This is a genomic window from Pseudomonas sp. NBRC 111143 (assembly GCF_001320965.1).
GTDB lineage: Bacteria > Pseudomonadota > Gammaproteobacteria > Pseudomonadales > Pseudomonadaceae > Aquipseudomonas > Aquipseudomonas machongensis.
Window position 1 is genome coordinate 22,939 of sequence record NZ_BCBT01000033.1, and the last position, 19,612, is coordinate 42,550.

Genomic DNA, 19,612 nt, shown 5'->3' on the forward strand with positions numbered 1-19,612 from the left:
TCTCCAAAGGGTCTTCAGCCGGTGTGCGCCGGCGGAGCTCGCGCCTAAGCCGCGGTCACGCCGGAGCCGTGGGCCGATCATGATCACTGTGCCGCCAGCTGAGATACGCTCAGGCCAACCGCGACTGGCCGCACCCAGATGGGCATGCTGCTCAGCATGAAAGTCTCCCCTTGAGCTGCCAGCAGCAACGTAGTGCCCATCACATGACCGATGGCTTTCGCTGCCTTCGGGGGAACTGCGTTGCCGATTCGTTCGCGCCAGGCCTGATCGCTCAACCCGTCCAATTCCAGCTGCTCCTCTGGCTCGACAAGGCTCTGGATCGCCGCCAGCTCCAAGGTCGTGAAGGGCCGGTGCCAGGTCCCGTCGAGCGATTCGATGATGCAGGTGAGCTTCTCGTCAGCGCTTGGGAGCTGGGTGCCGGCAACGTCCCACCGGCTGTCGTCATGCTGACCTCCCGCGACGCCATGCAAAGGCACCACGCCGTAGTGCCCGCCAGGCAGGTAGGGTTCGCCACTCGTGCGCATCTTGGCCGCTCGGGGATCAGCGACACTGAATGTGCCTTGCCCTGGGCTCTTGACGCCAATGATGGCGCCGCTGGTATCTTGCCACCGGCGAACACCGTACTGCTGATATTGCAGGGCGCCTGCCCGGGCACGCGGATCAGCCACCGAGAACGCCCCGTTTGTTGGGTTCGATCGTCCAGCCACCGTGCCCATACTTTCGTTCCAGCCATGCACCCCCATATATCCCGCTCGATATCCTGGGACGATGACCAGGTCACGCAGATACCCATCTTGGATCGCCAGGTTGTTGAGGCTGCGCCAGTCTTTCCCGGCCTCAACCAAAGCCAGGCGGACCCAGGTTTTCCATTGCAGAGCTGGCACTCGGTGCATTGGTCCCGCTCGCTCGATGTCGCCGGCAAGAGGCATGCGGCTGAGGATGTCGCCTACAGAGCGCAGGCTCTTCTTCTCGGGCTCGTACAAGAACGGCGGGACCTTCTCTACATGGCGAGCCACCAGCAAGAAACGCTTGCGGCTTTGAGCCAAGCCGCCGATCACCCCGCAGTCATGGGTGGTTTCGGCGACTGCGTACCCATAGTGGCTTAGCAGGGCGCCGATCTGGTCCAGCAGGTGCCGGCCGCGGTTGGCCAGACGCGGGACGTTCTCGAACACCAGCATCGGCACAGGGTCGTCGCGCCAGGTCTCCGCCATCAGCCAGATGCAACGCAGGGTGAGCTCGTTCAAGGCTTGGTACTTGGGGGTCGCGCTCATCTTCTCCGACAGCAGTCCGCTGGCGCCCTTGCACGGGGAGCTGATGAAGACGGTATCGGGCCGGCGGTTCTGTGCTGCACGGCGGATGTCTTCTGTGGTTGCTTCCCTCCATCCGGCTGGCGGTTCCTTGCCGTGGAACCTGATGTACTGCTCGCGGGTGAAGAGATCCAACTGCGTACCCTCCACACCGGTCAAACGCTTGAAGTCAGCAAGGCCGGCCGGATCAACGTCGACGCCGCCTAGGCACTCCCATTCAGCCTGCATGTTGCCGACGATGGGCTTCGCCTCGTTGAAGCCTTTGGCACCACCGCCCAAGCCGCAGCAGAAGTGGAAGTGAGTGAGGATTTTTTTGATCAGCATGCAGCCGTCCTAGAAGAGTTGTGTGGTGCCCGCCAAGTGGATTGGTGGAGCTCACCTGGTGTGCTTACTTACTGGACACCGAAATTAAACTATAGGACAATCTTTATCAAGAGATTATTAAACTATAGAACAACTCTCTGGCCGCGCCCTTTCAGTATTTGTCTTTTAGATTTTGGCTTTTGGCGTGAGCTCTACAGGTTTTCTTCCCCTGCATGGCTACGTTTCTGCACCACGTATTCGACTTGGTAGTAGCGCGACAACGTTCCACAAGCGTCCTCTCCTGAAAGTCGTAATGCGCCCCAGAGCAACCTGTAACTGGCTTCCGCTTGACGTATTTGAATGAGCTGGAAATCATCCAGTTGTCGGGCAGCTCGAATGCATCTACGAAGACACCTACAACCCCGCCTGGCTCATCCGTGTATCCGCTCCCGCTCGGAACGCTCACAGAGTCCCCCAAGCTTGAACAGGGAACGTCCTCCTGCACTTCGCCATTTTTAGGCCCACCGTGAAAATGAATTGATGTAAAGCCTCTTGGCATCGTCAGGTCACTCCAATTGATTGGTAGGTTCAGCAACGAAAAACTCCGGCCAAGCATGGCCGGAGTGGGTGTAGCGTTCATGCGGCCGGGCAGCATCCAAGGCCAGAGTGCGGTGCATGCCAACCGATCGCTAAAAGGGTGGGTTCCGCAGGTAGTCGCAGTACTGCGCGTCCAGCAGCGCAGATGGTGAAGGCTCGATCGCAATCAAGGTCCATTCCCCATCGACAAACCGTCCCTCCTCGCCGTAGTGGAGCCCGGACAACGAGTAGCTTCGCTCGATCGTCGCCCAGTCCTCGGGGTACTGTGCTTTGAAGGCCTCCTGGAAGGACTTGTTGCCGTAGCTGCCCATGCTGGTAACGACTTCAGAGAACTTCTCGTCTCGGTCGGTGATCAGCTCGATCGACCTGGCCATCAGTTTGGGTGAATCCTGTTCGTTGGGTGTGCGCATCAATGATCTCCGTTGCTGACTTCTGTCAGTAGCAGGATTGAGTAGGTGCGAGGCCGACAGCGCCATCGCGTTCACTGGTCAACTCGATATGGGGAACACCCGCAGATAACGAAGCCCAGACCAGCAAGGCACACTGAACAAGAGGGGGATCCCCAGTGCCGAGCAAAGGCCGGCTATAGCGCTGGCCCCTATTCTTCTCGATCAAGATCAGGCGTTCTGTATGTCTTCCATTGCAGCACCGTGTATCGACCGAGTTTCACCTTCGTCTCGGTAACCACCTGGCCAAAGGCGTAACTACCTGTCTCTGTCACCCAGACTTTAATCAAGTTCTGCCCAATTCCAGCGCCGAAGAGCCGCTGCAGCAGCGTTCGCCGGGGTGGTGCTTCTGGGAGTTGGGGTTTGTTCATGGCCACCTCTGTTGTGCTAGTTGTCCCGATGGCGCCGATATGTGCCATCGCTAGTGTTTGTTGCGGAACCGCCATTTCCAACCTGTAAACACTGGGCTGGCGCCATTCGAAATGTGCCATCGTTAGTTTCTGGTGATCCGCGTGGCACATTTGGTCGAGTCGCCAAAGTGCCACCTGCACGCTAGGAGTACATTTGTACTCCTAGCGCCAGCAGCTGATCTCAGGCACCAGATCACTCAAAGGAACACCGTTGGAGCATGTTCCTTGGCCTTCCCCCTTCTCTGCCGCGGGGAGCCCTTTCTCTGTTCGGTCTTGCGCCCGTTCCCAGGACTGTTCAGGTTCACCCCGTAGAGCTCACACAAGCTTGCGAGCTGCTCAGCCGGTATCAAGCGGTGCGTGTTGCTCAGTCGCAGCAAAATGGCCTTGGGAGTGCGCCTGTGAGCCGTAGCCAGAACGTCGATCGCCGAGCCGTCACGGTAGCTCGCAACGAGCCGCTGATCTTCCTCGTCTGTCCATTTGCTGCCTTGGGCGGTCGACTCAGCGCCAGTACTGCTAGGCGCAGGTGCCTGTTGCTGTTGCTGTTGCTGCACCTGCTCAGTTGCCCGGGCTGGCGCCGACGGCGTCAGCGCAGGTACCGCAGGAAGCTCCGAATCAAGGACCGTTGAAAGCATGGCCAACCACCTGGTGCGATCAGTGTCGCGAGAGTGGTGGAAACCAACGCTGCCGATCACCACCATCGGGTTCACATTCAACGCTGCTGCGATCTGCCAGGCGTGGTAGTTGTCCAGGAGGTCCTTGCCGGTACGCCAGCGGGAGAACTGGGTCTGGCTGACACCGAGAAACTCGGCAGCCGAGACGTCTCCGTGGAACCCTTTGACCACCTTCAGCTGGTCAAGCCAGTTAGCAGCGGTCTTGACCAACTTCACATGCGGACTATTCGTCTGGTTCGAGAACGGCGTCGACCGCTTGGCTCGCTGGGATAACGAGGCGGCGCCGGCGGCGGCGGCCAGGCGCAGGTGTGCGGTGAGCGGTACGCGCTCATCGCCGCACTCGATGCCGGCTTCATCCAAGCCCGCAGACAGATTGATCAGGATCGCGATGGATCGATTCGTCATCTCATCTTGTTTGGCCATGCCCCCTCCCCTGGATCCGCTGAGGATCGCTACATGAGGCCCTGGGATACCGAGGGCCGCCTTCAGACCTACATCATAATGGCAAATCTAATTCACCACACGTACCTATACGTCGCGTGAGGTGATTTCTTTTATAGGTGATTGCCGGCCTGTAGTGCGTGGTCCGTCTGTGTGTTTGGTCTAGTCACACACACAGAACGCAGCTTACAATCTCCCATGGCGCCCAGCAGACGCCAGCTACCCGTCATCGCGAAGCTGCACGAGCAGCACTGCCAGCTACTCAAGATTCGGACCATAACTTTGGCCCTGATGCATAGCGGTGGACGGGTGACGCAGCAACAAGTAGGGCCGGAGAGATATCGTGGCAACCGAACACACTCGACCTACCACCGTTGCGCGTATCAAGCGCGTAGCTAAATTAATCAAGCAAGAGAAGAGCATTCCTCATCATGCTGCCCTTGATGAAGCGGCGCAGAGTGCTGGCTTTCAGAACCTCCGGCATGCCCAGTCAGTTTTAGGGACCGCAAAGAAACTCCACCAGACTTTTGTATCCTTCTACTGGAAAGATCACGGCCAGAGCCCAGATCCCTTCAAACGTGGTCCTGAACTTCGATCGGGGCGGACCACCCTGTCATTCCTGCTGCCGCTCCCCCTGACAGAAATTCTCCCAGGAAGATCTCTTGAAAGGACAGCCTACCTATCCGGTTTTCGGCTGGAGGCCCCTGATCATCTGGAGCTCAGGGGTGATGCTTATAGCGAGCACGACGGCCTGAGGAAGGCGCAACGGGCCGCACTCGCTCTGAATTTCATGGCTGTGACAGGTTTCCGAGCCCCATTTGTAAACGAGACCTATGGCACAAGCCTGAATCTCTCAAAAAAGGCGGATCACAAGTCTACCTGGTACGACGATGAGTCGAAGTGCATTGTCATTCTGGATGAGCCATATCGGCATTTGTTCCGAGAAGAGATCGACTGGGCTAAAGAGCACGGGTTTCATACAGTTGGGATTCGATGGCGAGGGGTCTATTCGGCCGGCGAAACCCCACGCCTCCACTCGGTATCAGCCGCTCTAATCACGCGTTCGGCCAAGAAGCTCCATGCCCTCGAAGCCCGGTTACAAGCTGAGGAGTGGACATACGACTCTCACGCATACAACAGCCAATTCATCAGCCCGGCTAGAGCGCTCAGTGGAAAAAGGAGGCGTGCGAGGATAATGCCACCCCCTCAAGGGGTTGAGCGAGACGGCGCTGTGCCTTGTGGCCCCGGTGAGCCGGGATTTCGCTCGCGATGGCGGCCGGCTCGCCGCATGGACTTGGATAAGCACTTACAAGTCGGCCCTATTTTGGAGAATTTCCCGTTCTCAATGATTTTTAGCCCTACGTCACCGCTTATTGATGTCCGCATAACCCTTAACAAATGGTTCGAGGAAGAGTACGAAGATGCAGAGCTTCCCGACAAGCAGATGCGCCAGGACTACTACTCACCGGCCCCTACCCCCATCAGAGGAGCAGCTGACGTCCTGGCAGGGCTAGGAGTGGTCAGGCAGATGGTTTCAGATGGGTATCAAGACTGCAAGCCAAAGAAGGACCTCCTAGACCGCCTAGATAGATGCGAAGAGTGGGTTCGCCGGTTCGCTGCACGTAGAAACCCGTAACCCTCCCCCGCAGCCTCAAACAACAAAGCCCGCCATGATGGCGGGCCTTGCGAGTAGTGCGGAGGTCAGCGAGCTGGGTTGAAGATGAGCACACCTATCCCAAGCATGAGGAAAGGAAAGCCGATCGCCCCCATCGTCGCAGCCGCATCCAGAGCGTAGTACAGCTCAAACGCTGCCCCAGCGACCAAGACCCCCAGCATGAGCACGATGAAACCGGCGATCCCCCTTTGGGACAGGACCACACCGGCCGCCGATAGAATCATCACAGCGGTCTTCTCTGGTGACATGTTCAGAGCGATGTTCACCAGCTGCTGATCGATCACCATGGGACCGATGCAGAAAATCCCGACGGCCAAACACATTGCGCCCAGGACCCGATAAACCGAGCTTCGGTCAACACCGTCCACTGCGTCCAACTCATGCTTTTGCATCACCTACCCCCTTCTGTTCTGTGTTTTTGGCTGCCTCAAACAGCCCGCCCCCAGTCGATCCGTTAGTCGGTCAGGTAAACCCGCTTCCTCGCCTGCTCTTCACGCATCCCGATGTAAGCCATCAAGGTGTAGAACAACACCAGACCTCCTGGCGCAAGGTACATGACAGCCTTGGCCCCGAGGATGCCCAAGGCATCCAGCTGAGCTCGGATCTGCTCAACCTGGTCGCCTGCAGGTACCGGTTCGATTCCCTGAGTCAGTCCAGTTCCCATGATCAGAAACAGGGCCAAACCGAACAGCCCCATGAGCTTCCACATACGTCGGGCAGGTTTGGACATCACCAGCATGGTGATGCACAACATCAGGCTAAGGATGTAGTACCTGGCTGTATTTTCAGTGAACCCTAAGTGTTCAACCCCGGCATCGAACAGGCCGACGATACCAATCATTGCCCCCGCGAGCGCAACCCCTGCAAACCAACCAAAAACGATCCCGAACAGCGATTTCATATCTCGATTCCTTATGGCTGGTGCTCAGCGCATCCAGTTAACTATTAGAGCTCCACCCCTTGTTCGGTGGAGCCTTAGATTCGGAGGTGGTCGGCACCGGCCACCCCGAGACTTCACCGACTACTCGGCGTAAGCGTCCAACTGCTTCTTCAGTTCGGTGCGCTGCGCATCGAGCATTTGGTTGAGCTGATCCGCTTTGAACACATCGAACGGAGCCCGGACAAACGCCAGCACCTCGATCGCCGCCAATGTCTTGCCTTCGACTTTGCTCGACTGCTCAGAGGCCGCGGCGTCGGGAAGGCCCAGCATCTTGGTGCAGGCGCTGCTCGTGTAGTCGTAGCAGCCCACCTTCGCCTCACCTGCCAGAACAGCGCTGCGGAAAGAGACGCTCGGGAAGATAGTGGTACCACTCACAATCCCAGCCATGATCAGTACCAGGCCGAAGGCACTGCCCATAAATGCGCGAAAGGCGCCGATGACGAACGCGAAGACGCTGACACCGGACAAAAAGAACGAGAGGGTTGGAGGAGTTACCAACCACGAGGCATGTTTCAGGTCCTCGGGGCTCACAGGAGCCTTGAAGTTCAGAACGGCTGCGCTGATCACGGCAAACACGACGAACAGCACCGGCACGGCCAGTAGCAGGCTTGCGATGATCAGAGGCCCCTTGGCGGCCGTCCCTGGCGCAGGGTCGACGTATTCACTGGAGGATTCCTGGTTACTCATAATGCTCACCTGCTGGGTTAGTGACTAGGGATGTAGGGGGCGTGTTTTCCTGGCTGTGCAAGCCCTTGCGGATCTCTTCTTTCAGCTCCTGGCGCTGGGCATCGAGCATTCGGTTGAGCTGGTCCGCTTTGTACACATCGAAAGGTGCTCGCAGGAAAGCCATCACCTCGATCGGCGCCGATGTCTTGCGTTCAACTTTGCTCGACTGATCGGATGTCGCGCTGCTGGGGAGGCCAAGCATCTTGGTGCAGGCAAGGCTCGTGTAGTCGTAACAGCCGACCTTCGCCTCGCTTGCCAGCACGGCGCTGCGGAACGAGACGCTGGGGAAGATGGTGGGCATAGCAAGCACACCAATCATGATGAGGAACAGTCCCAAAGAGCTGCCTCTGAAGGTTTGCAGGGCGCCACCCATGATGCACATGAAGCTGAAAAATGCGCAGATGAACGACAGCGATGGCGGAACCACCAACCAGGAAGCGAGGTGCAGGTCCTCGGCGCTCACGGGAGCCTTGAAGTTCAGGACGGCGGTGCTGATTGCCGCAAACACGACGTACCCCACCACCGCAGCCATGAAGACGCTCGCGAAGATCAGTGATCCCTCGCCTGCCGTCCCCGGCGTGTGATCGAAGTAGTCATTGGAAGAATCGTGGTCACTCATGATGCTCACCTGTTGAGCTCGTCGCTTCGGATGTGGGGAGGGTGTCGGGCTGAGTTTTCAGGCCCTTGCGCATCTCACCTTTCACTTCCAGGCGCTGTGTATCGAGCATCTGGTTGAGTTCATCCGCTTTGAACACATCGAACGGAGCTCGAACGAAGGCCATCGCTTGGACAGGGATGAATTGGTGGACACTCGGCTGGGCCGGCTGATCTAGGTTGGCTGCGCGACTGGGTAACCCCAGCATCTCGGTACAGGCGAGCAAGCTGTAATCGTAACAGCCGATTTTCGCTTCCCCAGCCAGAACAGCACTGCGCAGTGAGACACTCGGTTCAGTGGAAACGGCGCCGATAAAGCTGATCATGAGCACACCGAAGCTCAGGGTCATCGGGCTAATCAACTGAAGCACGAGTGCGAAGCCTATGATCAACAATGCGCCGGAGATAAAGGGGAGCAAGTAGGGGGCGTGCACCAGCCAGGATGCATGCTGTAGATCCTCAGCACTGACCGGTACTTTGAAAGTCAAGACGCCGATGCTGATTGCCGCAGCAATGACATACAGCCCTAGCAACGCGAGGAACAGCCCCCGGAAAGTCAGCTTTCCTTCGCCGGCCGAAGCTTCTGCGCGAGCGAAGTATTCGCTGGATGAATCGAAGTCACTCATGGTGATCACCTTCTGAGTTCTAATTGTGGATGAGAGGTCCTGAGCTCTACAGCTTCAGGTCCTTGCGAATGTCTCTGGCCGACGGCATCCCGCGGTACCGATGCACGGTGACCCCGACGGCCTTCATCAGCTCGTCGCGACGCCGGTCCTTTGCCTTGGCCTTGCCGCTGTTGTGCGTGGAGTCGTCGACCTCGACCAGCGCTACCGGCTTGAGCTGCTTGTCGCAGAGCAGGAAGTCGCAGCGGTTGTGGGCGACCATATGCCGTGCGTGGTTCTTGTCGGTCATGGCGGTGGCTTTCACCTTGATGAAGGCGCCGAAGACCACCTGGGGCGCGATGACCAGGTCGTCGCGTACCGCCTCCTTGAGCCGCCAGAAGAAGTCCTGCTCGCGCTCGGTGAGCAGGGGGATGCACTGGTAATGCTTGGTCGAGTAGCCTTTGCGGCGCTTCAGCATCGCAATGGCGAAATACGCAAAGGCGCAGATCACCAGCGCGGGAACAAGCACTCCATCCATGCTGTTGAGAATTGACATACCTACTCCTAAATAGATTCTTTACGCGTACCAATACGCACACTGGCTAAAAAATGGCGTGTAGTCCGCCTGTGATGTTGGTCAAGTAAATGTGATTTCGCTTCCAACTCGGGAGGAGCACGCGCCTCCGCCGATCAACAAACCTGCCCTGGGTATTGCTCGTTGGGCGTGGAACCGTTAGGGTGAGTCATCCTCCCTTAGCGACACGCTCGTGTCGTGCAACACCTCTCTCCAAACCTCCCGTAGCCAAAGCAAGTCACCGTCCTGCAATCATGCGCGCCGACTTGACCAATCACACAAACGAACCATTCGAAGCCTGCCCCGCCTGGCACGATCATGAGCGCCAGCAACGCCGCTAGACGTGATCCTCCGAGAGATGCCCGGTGACCGCCGGCAGCTGATGCGAGGGTTGGACACCCACCACCCGCTTGCCCCGTCGAGAACCCCGGCCTTTCCCCTCGCCCGCGGCTTCCGTCTCTTTCACCGCCCGAGCGGCCATGCCTTCATTGACCATGTCCAGGATTTCCTGGGACATCCGCTGCTGCACAATTCGAGAGTTCCCCATGCGGTAGTTCGCATCGGTACGCTCGGTATCCGCAGCCTTCGCCCATTCCCTCAGGGTGTCCCGGGCCTCACCGATGCTCCCCTTGATCTTGACGAAAATCTCGAACATCAGCGGGTCAATGGAAACGGATGATTTCTTGGATTTTCCGCCCGCTTCCCGGCGGTAGAAGATCCGGATGAAATCGTCAGCCATGTTCGCCCCCTGCAACGATCAGTAGGTAGTGCATCAGGCCACTTCCAGGTGCAGGTCACTGACCAGGCGCCCGGTGATATCTGGGCAACCGATGAACAGGCCACCATGCAGGCGACCCTGGCGCACCATCGACGCAACGGTATCGGCCGCCTGGGATACGGAGACACCCACTACGCCCGCGATCGCCGCCGCAGTCAGGGCCGCATGACGCAGGATGGCCAGCTCGATGCGCGACTCAACCTGATCGCCCTCGAACAGCAGGGCAGCATCGGCGCCGACCAGCTCAGCCACTTTGGAAAGCGCCCCCACGCCGGTGATCGCAGCAAAGGTCTCGGCCTCTTGTTCAGGGCTAACAACCAGCGATAGGCCCCCCACTTGTTCGGTGTGCTTCGCGACAGGTTCCACCGCTTCACCCACCACCCCAGCGGTCTCGCAGTAACGCAAAACTGCCTGGATCTGCTCATTCACCTCAATGGATTCCATCGCACGGGTCAGCGCCACGTACAGCAGGTGGAGCTCTTGGCGCAGCTCTGGGGTATCCAGCACCAGCGGCAGGCCGGCATCGGTGATCAGGTTGAGGAAGTCGCTCAGCAGAACCACCTGCGGAAACTCCAAACCTTTCGAGCGGTGGGCAGTACAAAGAATGACGGTCGCGTCGTTGATGTCGCTGACGCAAGCATCCTTGATGCGCTGTACCAGGCTCGGGATTTGATCGCCATACTGCTTGGCAACACTGATGAGGGCGTGGATCTCTTTGTCATCGGTGTCGTTGGCATAAGCCTCCAGATCTTGGAGAGAGCGGAACGCACTGAGCAAAGGATCGCGCAGACGGACACCCGTGTTGGCGCGCAGGTGGTGCACTTCAACGAGCTTGTCGAACGGGTACTCGTTGACGCCACCCACGAAGTGAAGACGCTGGCCTTCCAGCAGCTGGACAGCACTGGCGAACAGCTTCGCATTGGTGCGCCCGATGATCGCGTAAGGCTTGGTGCGGTCGACGGCAAAACGGGTAGTCAGCTCATGGCGTGAACTGCGCACTGGATCCTGCTCGCCGGCGAACTCACGCAAGAGCATGGTGGCCAGCTCGGCGATGCCGGCGCCATAACGGTGGCTCTCGCTCAGCGATACGACCTGGTCGAACTGCGACGGTTCGAAGGTGTTGTAGGCACCACGGAAACCGAAGATTGCCTGGAAGTCGTCACCGGCCAAGCGCAGCGGGCAGTTCTGCCGCAGGATCACCGCAGCAAAGACAGGATTGGTGTCCTGGTACTCGTCCAGAAGGATCTGGTCGTAACGGTGGCTCAGGTCAGGGTCACCCAGGCTCCACAGTTTCAGGTAGCCGTCGTGCGGCATTCGCAGATGAGTGGTTTCCAGGAACTCAGCACGCTCGGCTTGGCTATCGCCGCACCCGCGAGACCATTGGCGCAAGCGCTGCAGGTCTTCCCAAACAACCTTCGCCCACTCCGCTGTTTTCTCACGGTCATCGCCAACGATCTGTGCCGGCACATGCGCTGCCAGGATCTCCCGGTCTGCAGAGACCATGTAGTTGTGCAGAGTGACGTAGAGGTGGCGAGCGAACGCCATTGGGATGCCGTACTGCTTGGCCAGGTGGGATGGGTGGAGATCATCCTGCTTGCCAACCTTCTTGAACTGGCCACCGACTTCCCAAGCAAGCCCATGACTGGTCTTGGTGGTCACGTTGTCAGGGAAGCGAGCAGCTGCGTCCTCCTTGTTGGCCTTTCCAAAGGTCACATACAGCAGGCGCTGGGTTGGGAACTGCAGGGCGTGCTTGATGAGCAGCGAGGTCTTACCAGCACCCGCCTTGGCGCGGATCAGCAAGCGCTTGGCGGTACTGCCCAGGGCAACAGCCTGGTCTTTGTTTGGGGTGAAAGCTTTCGCGGCCATTGCCGGCCTCCTTGAGGTGCGAGTGGTGAATCAATCGTCGTCTTTGCGGAACATGTTGAGGCTGTCATTGAAGATGCAGTGAGGGTCTTCCTGATCCATCAGCCGTTCCTTCTTGCTGAACTTCACGTTTGGGTCAGCAAACAGGTTGAAGAACAGGACCATCGGAATGCTGGCTGCGATCACCAGGAGTAACGAGCCGGCGAAGGCCCAGCCACCAAAGGCCTGTCGAACGTATGCAGCAAACAGACAAGCTGCAGCAGCCAGAGCGATCGACCCGGCCCCCTTCCCAACCTGCTTCATCACAAAGGACTTGTTCATCTCGGTGGCTCCTTGGCACAACCATTTATGGCTCCACAATACCTATAGATTTGTATGGATGCAAGGCAAATTATAGTTACGTGTTACGAATACAGGCACAACCATTTATGACTCTGTAGCGAGAAAAGCGTTGGCCGCCAGCACAACCATTTATGCCCTAGGAGAGACAAAAGCGGAAAGCCGCAGCACAACCATTTATGCTTAAGCGCAGCCATAAAAGCCGGCCCCGTCGGCGCCGATACGCCGCCCAGCAACCAAAAGGGAGGCGCTCGCTGGCAGAGATACCCCGGGCCGCAATCGCCTAGGGGCATGCACGCATGCAATGAGCTGAGAATCATGGAGGCAATGAAGTGCTTCCCACCCACGAGACACCGAACAGAGAAAAGCGGCTCCAAGCACCCTGAGCTGAGACGAATCCGACCAAGCACCACCACTCGGCACCAGGTGCTGACTACTGCCAGCCAATCGTCAATACCCGCCTGCCCGGTCACAAGCGGCACCAGGAGAGCAGCAGGGTCGGCCTCGCCAGGCAGGTCACATACCACCCACCGCCAGCCAAGCATCACACGCTGCGAGCCGGATCGAGCACCGCCAGCACAGATCCAGCTTCACCCACCACCGGCCGCCGGGCATCGCACTCTGCCGGCCACGCCAGGATCGCAAACCGCAGCAACAGGTCTCACACCGCCCACCACCGACCGCGACCGATCATCGGAGGCCAGCTGCAGGACCAGCATCGAGCCCCTGCACAGCCAGCCTCTCTCCTCCCCCCGTCGCATCCTTCTCAGCCCGTCGCTCTCCTCCCCCGTCAGATCCTTCTTGGGGTCGCCACCGACTGCCGGTGGCCTGTTTCGCTTGACGCAACCCGCAGGGACTGACGGTTGAGCGCCGGCCGAGGTGCGTAGCGAAAGGCACAAATGGTTATGCTGTCGGCAGGAGAAAAAGCGCCAAACCTGCGGCAGCAGAACAAGCGCCAGCACAATGAAATGCCAATGCGGCAGCGCAACAACGAAACCCCAAACTAGCGATGGCACAATTCAACATCTAGAACTGGTGCGAGAACAATAGGATCCCACCACTCATGCTCTCACGCACAGCAGACGACGTAGAAGTCGCAGTGAAATAATGGAGATGAAGAAGAGAAGAGAGAAAAGAGAATCCACAGAAGAAGAATGAACCCAATACGTCATCAGCAGAAGGGAGCCGGCGGGTGCAGAGGCACAAGCGGCACAGAAAGAACTGGCAGATCCACAACGGCCAGCCCCACGACAGGCACCCAAACCAAACTTGCAAAACGAGGGGTGGCACAACGAGCAGCGGAAAAAGAGAATCCGACACAAGTGCCGGCGCCAGAATGAGGCCGATGGTGCAACCGGAATAAGAGAAAATGAATGAAGAGAATTAAATTAGATTAAGGGAGCGGGCGCGAGGCAGTTCGGTTCAAACACCGCCAGGCCCAGATAAAAGTCAGCTCACCACCGAATGCAAAAGCAATTCTCAGCGGCCGGATCACACTACGCTCAGCAAGAGCCCGGATAACACTTCGCCAAATCACCGGTAGGCTTCTTGTCCGCTTTACCGAAGCCGCAGGATCCCACTGCGCATAACACCGGTCAGCTTCTAGTTAGCTTCGCCAAAGCCGCAGAGTCACACATCGCGTAACACCGGTTCGCTTCTAGTCCGCTTTGCCCATAGCCCGGTTCATACTTGGCCTGTCACCGAATAGTTTCTGGTCGCCCTCAGCCACGAAAAAAAAGCCCTGCCGACGTTGATCGACAAGGCCTTCGCGAAACTGATTAGCGATTACTCATCCACGTCGATCTCTCCTTCGAACTTCGTTTCCACCTGGTCCAGCATGCTGCCCACCAGAGACTCAAGAGATGCCAGATCATCTTCTCTGGCCTTGAGCGTCAGCTTTACGCCATGGCTCATATTTCGTACCCGCTCGTGCATTTCGGCTCTGAGGTCAAAGAGTTTGGAAACCCTTTCGCACAGGCTCAGAACAAGCTTGTGATTGGGCTCGAATTCTCGGGCTCGCTTCACTCTCTTCGTGAGGCCTTTGTGGCTCACGTTCGTGGACATCCATTTCCCCTTGCCGGCCTTGAGCTTTCGATAGACCCGCACGAATGGTCGCGATTGGCCCCGGTGCTGGTTGAAGTCGATCCCTATGCGCCCCGTCTGGAACGGCTGCATGACGTAGAGCAATTCACCCATGCGGACCAGGAGCTGATCGATGCGAATCAGGTAGTCGACAGCGGTGTCGACCGACTCCTTGCCTTTGCGCCGAAGCTCTTCGAAATCGTCGATGGAGGGGGGGTTGTGTATAGCCATTGTTTAAGCGTTCGCCGGGGGGTTGTGTATAGCCGCGCCGAGGGGGCGCGTTCCGGCGAATTTTCTTTGTCACCATCCAGTATTGTCAATACGTGTTATGTATCTTAGACTCACATCAATGCATACAGCACAGTAGCTACATCGCACTGCACTGTAGGCACTGCACACTGCACAGTGCGCATCGTTAACCCTTCTAAGTCACTGGTTTATATAGGTTTTTTTCATGAAAGGTCGCGTAGCAATCGGTTTGGATGCGGGTCGTAGTGCCATTAAAGTCGTCGCTTACCACGACGGCAAACGAACGGATATCATGTACCCCACTCTGGCGGTTCCAGCTGTCGAACTCACCGACCCGACGACTGCGGCTCGCGCCCAGGCCGAGACCGAAATTGTCGATGGCAAGGCATACTTCACTGGCGATACCGCTCGCCTCCAGGGCAACCTCACCTCCTCTATCGGGTTGAACGACAACTGGACGGATACCGCTGAATATCTGGCGCTTATTCAGTCGGCTTTCACCAGGTTACGTGCTAAGGGAGTTCAAGGTATTGAGGAGGCATTTGTAATTATCGGTACCCCGTCTAAGTTGTTCGGCTCTCGTAAGGACAGTCTGGTCGAGCGCACTCGGAAAGCACTCCCTAAAACTGTCGAGTTGAAAGCACTTCCTCAGCCAATGGGCGCTTACTGCGACTACATCCTTGATCAGTCGGGCATGCCCATTGAAAATCTGATCAATGGTGCTAACGGAAGGCCTAAATCCTATGGCGTCATCGAGGGTGGGCATTACTCGACTGACTTTCTTTTGATGAGGGAAGGTCAATATATTGAACGGGGCGCTGACTCCTGCGCAGGAATGAGTGCTGCTGCAGAGCAGTTGCGCCGCATCCTAGGCAAGCGCGAGATTCAAGCAAGCCTGGTGGAGTGTGAGGAATCGTTCAGCACCAAATGTCTTTTCCAGTACGGTCAGGAGGTAAACATTCAAGAGCAAGTGACCGAAGCTCAACAGCATGTGGTTCAGGAGGTTATCTCTAAAGGTAACTCGTTGTTTTCCGATGATGCTCGTTCCCTCAATGGGATTTTAGTTGCGGGTGGAAGCGCCGAGGCGATCTATGCTCGCGCCAAAGATGTATGGCAACACAGCATTCTTGTAAAAAATCCTCGCTGGGCTGTTGCTGACGGTTTTGCTCGCTATGCCCTTGGACAAATCATCCGGAGCATCGTAAACGCGAATGCAAAAAGGGTGTCTGCTGTAAATGGCTAAGTTAATTCGTGTATATGACCCTAATGAAACTGAGCGCAAAATAAATCTGAATATCCCAGAAGACGTTTGCCCAGGTTTGCTGGAGTTCATGTCCGAACTGCCATACGGTAAAGACACGCCTCTTATCAGGGGAGTCTTTTATCAGTGGTTTTTGAGCCACAGTGAGGCCGGCACCCTAGACGAAGCTCTGAATAACGCTCTTGCTGGCCCGGGGGGAATGATTGCGACGGGCCGCCAATCCAAGCGTGAAAGTGCAGCTCCACCGAGCCGAAAGAAACGGGTACCACGGCAGCGAGAGATCACCGCAAAACCAGGGGCTGTAAAAGCTCCGGCAGTCGCGCCGCCCTCAGGGCCCCTAGCTCCCGCTGAACCGATGGAGCCGGCCCTGGTTGTCGAGGAGGTTCGCCCTCCCCTGCAACCTGAGCCGGTGGGCACCCAGAGTGGTGCTCCCTTGCACACAGGTGCTGTCGAGGCTCATGCACTGTCTGTCCCTGTCGCCACCCCACCTGACTACGGTATGGATGCTCGGGACTCGTTGATCGACCAACAGCCGCAGCTGCTCTCAAGCGCAGGTGCCCTTGATGAGGCCAGCCCATCGCATGACTCTCAAGATCCGACCACGGCCGAACCCACAAACTCGCAAATGGCAGCACTCGATGCGATGGGCAACATGTTCTAGTCCTCCACAAGCAATCAGGTGAACGATGAAAATTGGCTCCAAACTGCTGAACGTCGCTCAGCGCATAGCGGCAACCACGACAGATTTTGTTTTGGTATCGCTGGTACTGGGTGGATCGCTAGCACTACTGGCTTTAGTCATGGCTCATAATGCCCATGTCGATACGTCGGGCCCATTCGACGTTGCTACCCCCGGCCTGAGCTGGACTGAGGGGGCAGCACTCAGCCTGGCACCTTACTTCCTTGTTCTGTTGCCTTTGGTGTGGTTGATCTACGAAGCGACACTGACCAGGACTTGGCGTGGCACGACGGCCGGCAAGCTGTTGTTCCGTGTCAGGACGATCTCGCTCAACGGCAACCTATCCATCTGGCAGTGCATCTTGCGCACCACCTTGAAGATCATGTCCGTCTTGCTTCTGCTCAGCATCGGGCATCCGCTCGTGCTAGCCGTTGTGCTTGCAGCCTTCATCGCGGTTCCGGTTTTCACTGTGAAATCCCAGTTCATCTTCGACCTCATGGCGTCCACCACCGTGACTAAACGGGGCACGTGACCACCCGCACCAAATTACATGACCGGCCTCAGGGCCGGTTTTTTTTGGGTGCGCCAGGCATGGCGCGTTGCGCGCAAGCGCAACCAGCTTGGCTGTGGTGGCCACGCTGGTGACTTGGAGGTGAAAGTCCTCTACACACCCGGCAAGGGGAAGTGTTAGCCGAAGGCAAGGGTGTCGCGGGTGACTGCGAATCTGAAGGAAGCCCGAGGCAAAATGCTGGCCTGACGAACAGGAAGCGGATAGAGGCGGCGCAGCGGGGTAAGATGGCCCAAACCGTCAAAGCCCGATACTTGCACGGAACGCTGTGACGTAAATCCGACAGGCATAAGCAGGAAGGTCACGCGAATTACCCTGGGAGATCTGTAGGTTTGCCACTGTGCTACCGAGCGTCGAGAGGCGACGGGATGAACCTACAGAAGTCAGCCGAGGCCGTAGTAAGTGGCAAATAACCATGCCACCAAGGGCCGAACAGGTTATGCCGCCAGTAGGCGTCAGAGTCTCGTCGAATGTCGGAAAAGCAGAAATTTCTCCGCAAGAGAACTGTAACCCCAAGTCCGGGACAGAATCCTGGGCTTGCGGCTGTCAGTGCGCAGACATCGGCGGCGTCTGTGGCGTGGACGAACGCGGAGCCGGACACGCTGATGGAGCGGGTGCTTGCACCCGCCAACCTCAAGCGTGCGTATCAACGCGTAGTCAGCAACAAGGGTGCACCGGGTGCCGATGGCATGACGGTCGACCAATTGGCAGGCTACGTGAAACAGTATTGGCCGATCCTCAAGACTCGGTTGCTGGCTGGCGAATATCACCCGCAAGGTGTACGCGCCGTCGACATCCCCAAATCCAAAGGCGGAACACGGCAGCTGGGTATTCCCTGCGTCGTGGATCGCCTGATCCAGCAGGCTTTGCTGCAACAGCTCACGCCGATCTTCGACCCCTTGTTTTCGGACTACAGCTACGGCTTTCGTCCGGGCAGAAGCGCTCACCAAGCCATCGAAACCGCCCGCGGCCATGTGGTGGCGGGTCACCGTTGGTGCGTGGAACTCGATCTGGAGAAGTTCTTTGATCGGGTGAATCACGATGTCCTGATGGCCCATGTTGCGCGTCAGATCGAGGACAAACGCGTTCTTACGCTGATCCGTCGTTATCTTGAAGCGGGAACGATGTCAGGTGGACTCGTCAGCCGACGGCAGGAAGGGACGCCGCAAGGCGGCCCGCTCTCGCCGTTGCTGTCGAACATCCTGCTCAACGAACTCGATCGCGAACTGGAACGGCGGGGCCATCGCTTCGTGCGCTATGCCGACGATGCGAACATTTATGTGCGTAGTCATCGTGCAGGCGAACGGGTCATGGCCAGTGTTGAGCGTTTCCTGATCCAGCGCCTGAAACTGACACTGAATCGGGAAAAGAGCCGTGTGGCACGGCCTTGGGCCTGTGATTACTTGGGTTATGGGATGAGCTGGCATAAACAGCCGAAGCTGAGGGTAGCGAGCATAAGCCTGCACCGCCTGCGCGACCGACTCAGGGAACTCTTGCGTCGGATACGGGCCCGCTCAATGAGATTTATCGTTGAGCAAATGACTCCCGTGCTGCGTGGTTGGGCTGGCTACTTCAAGCTGAGTCAGAGCAAGCGGCCACTTGAGGAGCTTGATGGCTGGGTGCGTCACAAACTTCGTTGCGTCATATGGCGTCAATGGAAGCGGCCCTCTACGAGGGCGCGCAACCTGATGCGTTTGGGAATCGACGAGGCGCGGGCGTGGAAATCGGCGGTCAATGGCCGAGGCCCATGGTGGAACTCGGGAGCGTCACATATGAATCAGGCGCTACCGAAGAAGCTGTGGGATCGACTCGGGCTGGTCTCAATACTGGATACGATAAACCGGCTTAATCGCATAACCTGAACCGCCGTATACGGAACCGTACGTACGGTGGTGTGAGAGGACGGCGGTTGTGAAACCGCCTCCTACTCGATTATAGAAATGGTGTTTATCAGCCCATGTTGAACATTACCTGAGGCAAAGTTAACGGATACTCCCACTGGAGAAGCCAGTCAGGTCCGAGGTCGCGAAGCCTCCTTTGTAGTCAGCAACACGGTAACGGGTTAGCGCACTACCCACATACCGCCTGATATCTCCGCTCCCTAATGCATCCCCTGTGTTTGCCTCTGTGTTCTCGACTCGGTGATGCACCGCCAGTTTTGAGATCAGACAATAGTCGAGTCCGGGCTTCTCCCAGGAACTGACAACACAGCTGGACGATTAGGTCGAAGCGGTTATCCCTCAGGTCGCTCACCACTACGTGAGCAGCGCAAATGACTTCCCCGGACGTATGTCCTTCACATAGCAGCCAGGTGCAACTGGTGGGGATTCGCAAGCTAGCCAAGCAGGACGTCGTACTGCTGTCGACTATCCTAATGGCGATAAAGAGGTGAGCTCAGTCTTGGTAACGGTGGATTCTCCACCTACAGCGCCGCGGCAGCTGTGGTT

17 protein-coding genes and 1 pseudogene are annotated in these 19,612 nt (G+C 57.6%); 4 read left to right on the forward strand and 14 right to left on the reverse strand.

The annotated features are described in order from the left end of the window. Positions 1 to 83: 83 nt before the first annotated feature. The 4 genes from APH44_RS17960 to APH44_RS17975 all read right to left on the reverse strand — a co-directional run bounded on the left by APH44_RS17960 (position 84) and on the right by APH44_RS17975 (position 4,157). Positions 84 to 1,631 carry a DNA cytosine methyltransferase gene (locus APH44_RS17960; RefSeq protein ID WP_023383582.1) on the reverse strand — a complete coding sequence of 516 codons (1,548 nt, stop codon included), beginning with the start codon at positions 1,629 to 1,631 and terminating at the stop codon, positions 84 to 86. Between the two features lie 668 nt (positions 1,632 to 2,299). After that, on the reverse strand, positions 2,300 to 2,617 hold the full coding sequence (locus APH44_RS17965) for a hypothetical protein (protein ID WP_023383581.1): 318 nt from the start codon (positions 2,615 to 2,617) through the stop codon (positions 2,300 to 2,302). A gap of 188 nt (positions 2,618 to 2,805) precedes the next feature. Further along, a complete protein-coding gene (locus tag APH44_RS30100) occupies positions 2,806 to 3,144 on the reverse strand; it encodes a hypothetical protein (RefSeq protein WP_175442754.1) in 339 nt (112 codons plus the stop codon). A 116-nt stretch (positions 3,145 to 3,260) separates the two neighbouring features. After that, positions 3,261 to 4,157 (reverse strand): hypothetical protein, encoded by an 897-nt coding sequence (locus APH44_RS17975; protein ID WP_023383579.1) that lies wholly within the window; start codon positions 4,155 to 4,157, stop codon positions 3,261 to 3,263. 361 nt (positions 4,158 to 4,518) lie between these two features. On the opposite strand from APH44_RS17975, the gene APH44_RS17980 reads away from it, so the two are divergent. Beyond that, on the forward strand, positions 4,519 to 5,811 hold the full coding sequence (locus tag APH44_RS17980; RefSeq protein ID WP_023383578.1) for a DUF5623 domain-containing protein: 1,293 nt from the start codon (positions 4,519 to 4,521) through the stop codon (positions 5,809 to 5,811). A gap of 65 nt (positions 5,812 to 5,876) precedes the next feature. Here APH44_RS17980 and APH44_RS17985 read toward each other — a convergent pair whose 3' ends face one another. From APH44_RS17985 to APH44_RS18030, 10 genes are all read right to left on the reverse strand, one after another. Then, complete coding sequence (locus APH44_RS17985) at positions 5,877 to 6,242, reverse strand: hypothetical protein (protein WP_023383577.1); 366 nt, start codon at positions 6,240 to 6,242, stop codon at positions 5,877 to 5,879. A 62-nt stretch (positions 6,243 to 6,304) separates the two neighbouring features. Further along, positions 6,305 to 6,751 carry a hypothetical protein gene (locus APH44_RS17990; protein WP_023383576.1) on the reverse strand — a complete coding sequence of 149 codons (447 nt, stop codon included), beginning with the start codon at positions 6,749 to 6,751 and terminating at the stop codon, positions 6,305 to 6,307. 120 nt (positions 6,752 to 6,871) lie between these two features. Then, positions 6,872 to 7,477 carry a hypothetical protein gene (locus tag APH44_RS17995; protein ID WP_054893892.1) on the reverse strand — a complete coding sequence of 202 codons (606 nt, stop codon included), beginning with the start codon at positions 7,475 to 7,477 and terminating at the stop codon, positions 6,872 to 6,874. Then, a complete protein-coding gene (locus tag APH44_RS18000; RefSeq protein ID WP_023383574.1) occupies positions 7,470 to 8,135 on the reverse strand; it encodes a hypothetical protein in 666 nt (221 codons plus the stop codon). The genes APH44_RS17995 and APH44_RS18000 overlap by 8 nt, the downstream gene beginning before the upstream one ends. Next, positions 8,128 to 8,796: a hypothetical protein gene (locus APH44_RS18005; protein WP_023383573.1), complete on the reverse strand. Its 669-nt coding sequence runs from the start codon at positions 8,794 to 8,796 to the stop codon at positions 8,128 to 8,130. The genes APH44_RS18000 and APH44_RS18005 overlap by 8 nt, the downstream gene beginning before the upstream one ends. Positions 8,797 to 8,842: 46 nt before the next feature. After that, on the reverse strand, positions 8,843 to 9,328 hold the full coding sequence (locus APH44_RS18010; RefSeq protein WP_023383572.1) for a DUF2726 domain-containing protein: 486 nt from the start codon (positions 9,326 to 9,328) through the stop codon (positions 8,843 to 8,845). 355 nt (positions 9,329 to 9,683) lie between these two features. Continuing rightward, on the reverse strand, positions 9,684 to 10,085 hold the full coding sequence (locus tag APH44_RS18015; protein WP_023383571.1) for a hypothetical protein: 402 nt from the start codon (positions 10,083 to 10,085) through the stop codon (positions 9,684 to 9,686). Positions 10,086 to 10,118: 33 nt separating this feature from the next. Beyond that, entirely contained in the window at positions 10,119 to 11,990 is a 1,872-nt protein-coding gene (locus APH44_RS18020) for a UvrD-helicase domain-containing protein (RefSeq protein WP_023383570.1), read from the reverse strand. Between the two features lie 30 nt (positions 11,991 to 12,020). Next, positions 12,021 to 12,308 (reverse strand): hypothetical protein, encoded by a 288-nt coding sequence (locus APH44_RS18025; RefSeq protein ID WP_023383569.1) that lies wholly within the window; start codon positions 12,306 to 12,308, stop codon positions 12,021 to 12,023. A gap of 1,803 nt (positions 12,309 to 14,111) precedes the next feature. Continuing rightward, complete coding sequence (locus APH44_RS18030) at positions 14,112 to 14,639, reverse strand: hypothetical protein (protein ID WP_023383568.1); 528 nt, start codon at positions 14,637 to 14,639, stop codon at positions 14,112 to 14,114. A gap of 223 nt (positions 14,640 to 14,862) precedes the next feature. Between APH44_RS18030 and APH44_RS18035 the strand changes: the two genes are divergently transcribed. From APH44_RS18035 to ltrA, 3 genes and pseudogenes are all read left to right on the forward strand, one after another. After that, on the forward strand, positions 14,863 to 15,900 hold the full coding sequence (locus tag APH44_RS18035) for a ParM/StbA family protein (protein ID WP_023383567.1): 1,038 nt from the start codon (positions 14,863 to 14,865) through the stop codon (positions 15,898 to 15,900). 704 nt (positions 15,901 to 16,604) lie between these two features. Next, positions 16,605 to 17,129 (forward strand): RDD family protein, encoded by a 525-nt coding sequence (locus APH44_RS18045; protein ID WP_023383565.1) that lies wholly within the window; start codon positions 16,605 to 16,607, stop codon positions 17,127 to 17,129. 475 nt (positions 17,130 to 17,604) lie between these two features. Beyond that, positions 17,605 to 19,027, forward strand: a pseudogene (ltrA, locus tag APH44_RS18050) (group II intron reverse transcriptase/maturase). The last annotated feature ends 585 nt before the right edge of the window (positions 19,028 to 19,612 follow it).

Bases quoted from the DNA above. Each gene is read 5' to 3' on its own strand.
- APH44_RS17990 (WP_023383576.1), bottom strand. From the start codon at position 6,751: ATGAAATCGCTGTTCGGGATCGTTTTTGGTTGGTTTGCAGGGGTTGCG.
- APH44_RS18035 (WP_023383567.1), top strand. From the start codon at position 14,863: ATGAAAGGTCGCGTAGCAATCGGTTTGGATGCGGGTCGTAGTGCCATT.
- APH44_RS18025 (WP_023383569.1), bottom strand. From the start codon at position 12,308: ATGAACAAGTCCTTTGTGATGAAGCAGGTTGGGAAGGGGGCCGGGTCG.
- APH44_RS18010 (WP_023383572.1), bottom strand. From the start codon at position 9,328: ATGTCAATTCTCAACAGCATGGATGGAGTGCTTGTTCCCGCGCTGGTG.
- APH44_RS17995 (WP_054893892.1), bottom strand. From the start codon at position 7,477: ATGAGTAACCAGGAATCCTCCAGTGAATACGTCGACCCTGCGCCAGGG.
- APH44_RS18015 (WP_023383571.1), bottom strand. From the start codon at position 10,085: ATGGCTGACGATTTCATCCGGATCTTCTACCGCCGGGAAGCGGGCGGA.
- APH44_RS18045 (WP_023383565.1), top strand. From the start codon at position 16,605: ATGAAAATTGGCTCCAAACTGCTGAACGTCGCTCAGCGCATAGCGGCA.
- APH44_RS17965 (WP_023383581.1), bottom strand. From the start codon at position 2,617: ATGCGCACACCCAACGAACAGGATTCACCCAAACTGATGGCCAGGTCG.
- APH44_RS17975 (WP_023383579.1), bottom strand. From the start codon at position 4,157: ATGGCCAAACAAGATGAGATGACGAATCGATCCATCGCGATCCTGATC.
- APH44_RS17960 (WP_023383582.1), bottom strand. From the start codon at position 1,631: ATGCTGATCAAAAAAATCCTCACTCACTTCCACTTCTGCTGCGGCTTG.
- APH44_RS18005 (WP_023383573.1), bottom strand. From the start codon at position 8,796: ATGAGTGACTTCGATTCATCCAGCGAATACTTCGCTCGCGCAGAAGCT.
- APH44_RS30100 (WP_175442754.1), bottom strand. From the start codon at position 3,144: ATGGCACATTTCGAATGGCGCCAGCCCAGTGTTTACAGGTTGGAAATG.
- APH44_RS17985 (WP_023383577.1), bottom strand. From the start codon at position 6,242: ATGCAAAAGCATGAGTTGGACGCAGTGGACGGTGTTGACCGAAGCTCG.
- APH44_RS18020 (WP_023383570.1), bottom strand. From the start codon at position 11,990: ATGGCCGCGAAAGCTTTCACCCCAAACAAAGACCAGGCTGTTGCCCTG.
- APH44_RS18000 (WP_023383574.1), bottom strand. From the start codon at position 8,135: ATGAGTGACCACGATTCTTCCAATGACTACTTCGATCACACGCCGGGG.
- APH44_RS18030 (WP_023383568.1), bottom strand. From the start codon at position 14,639: ATGGCTATACACAACCCCCCCTCCATCGACGATTTCGAAGAGCTTCGG.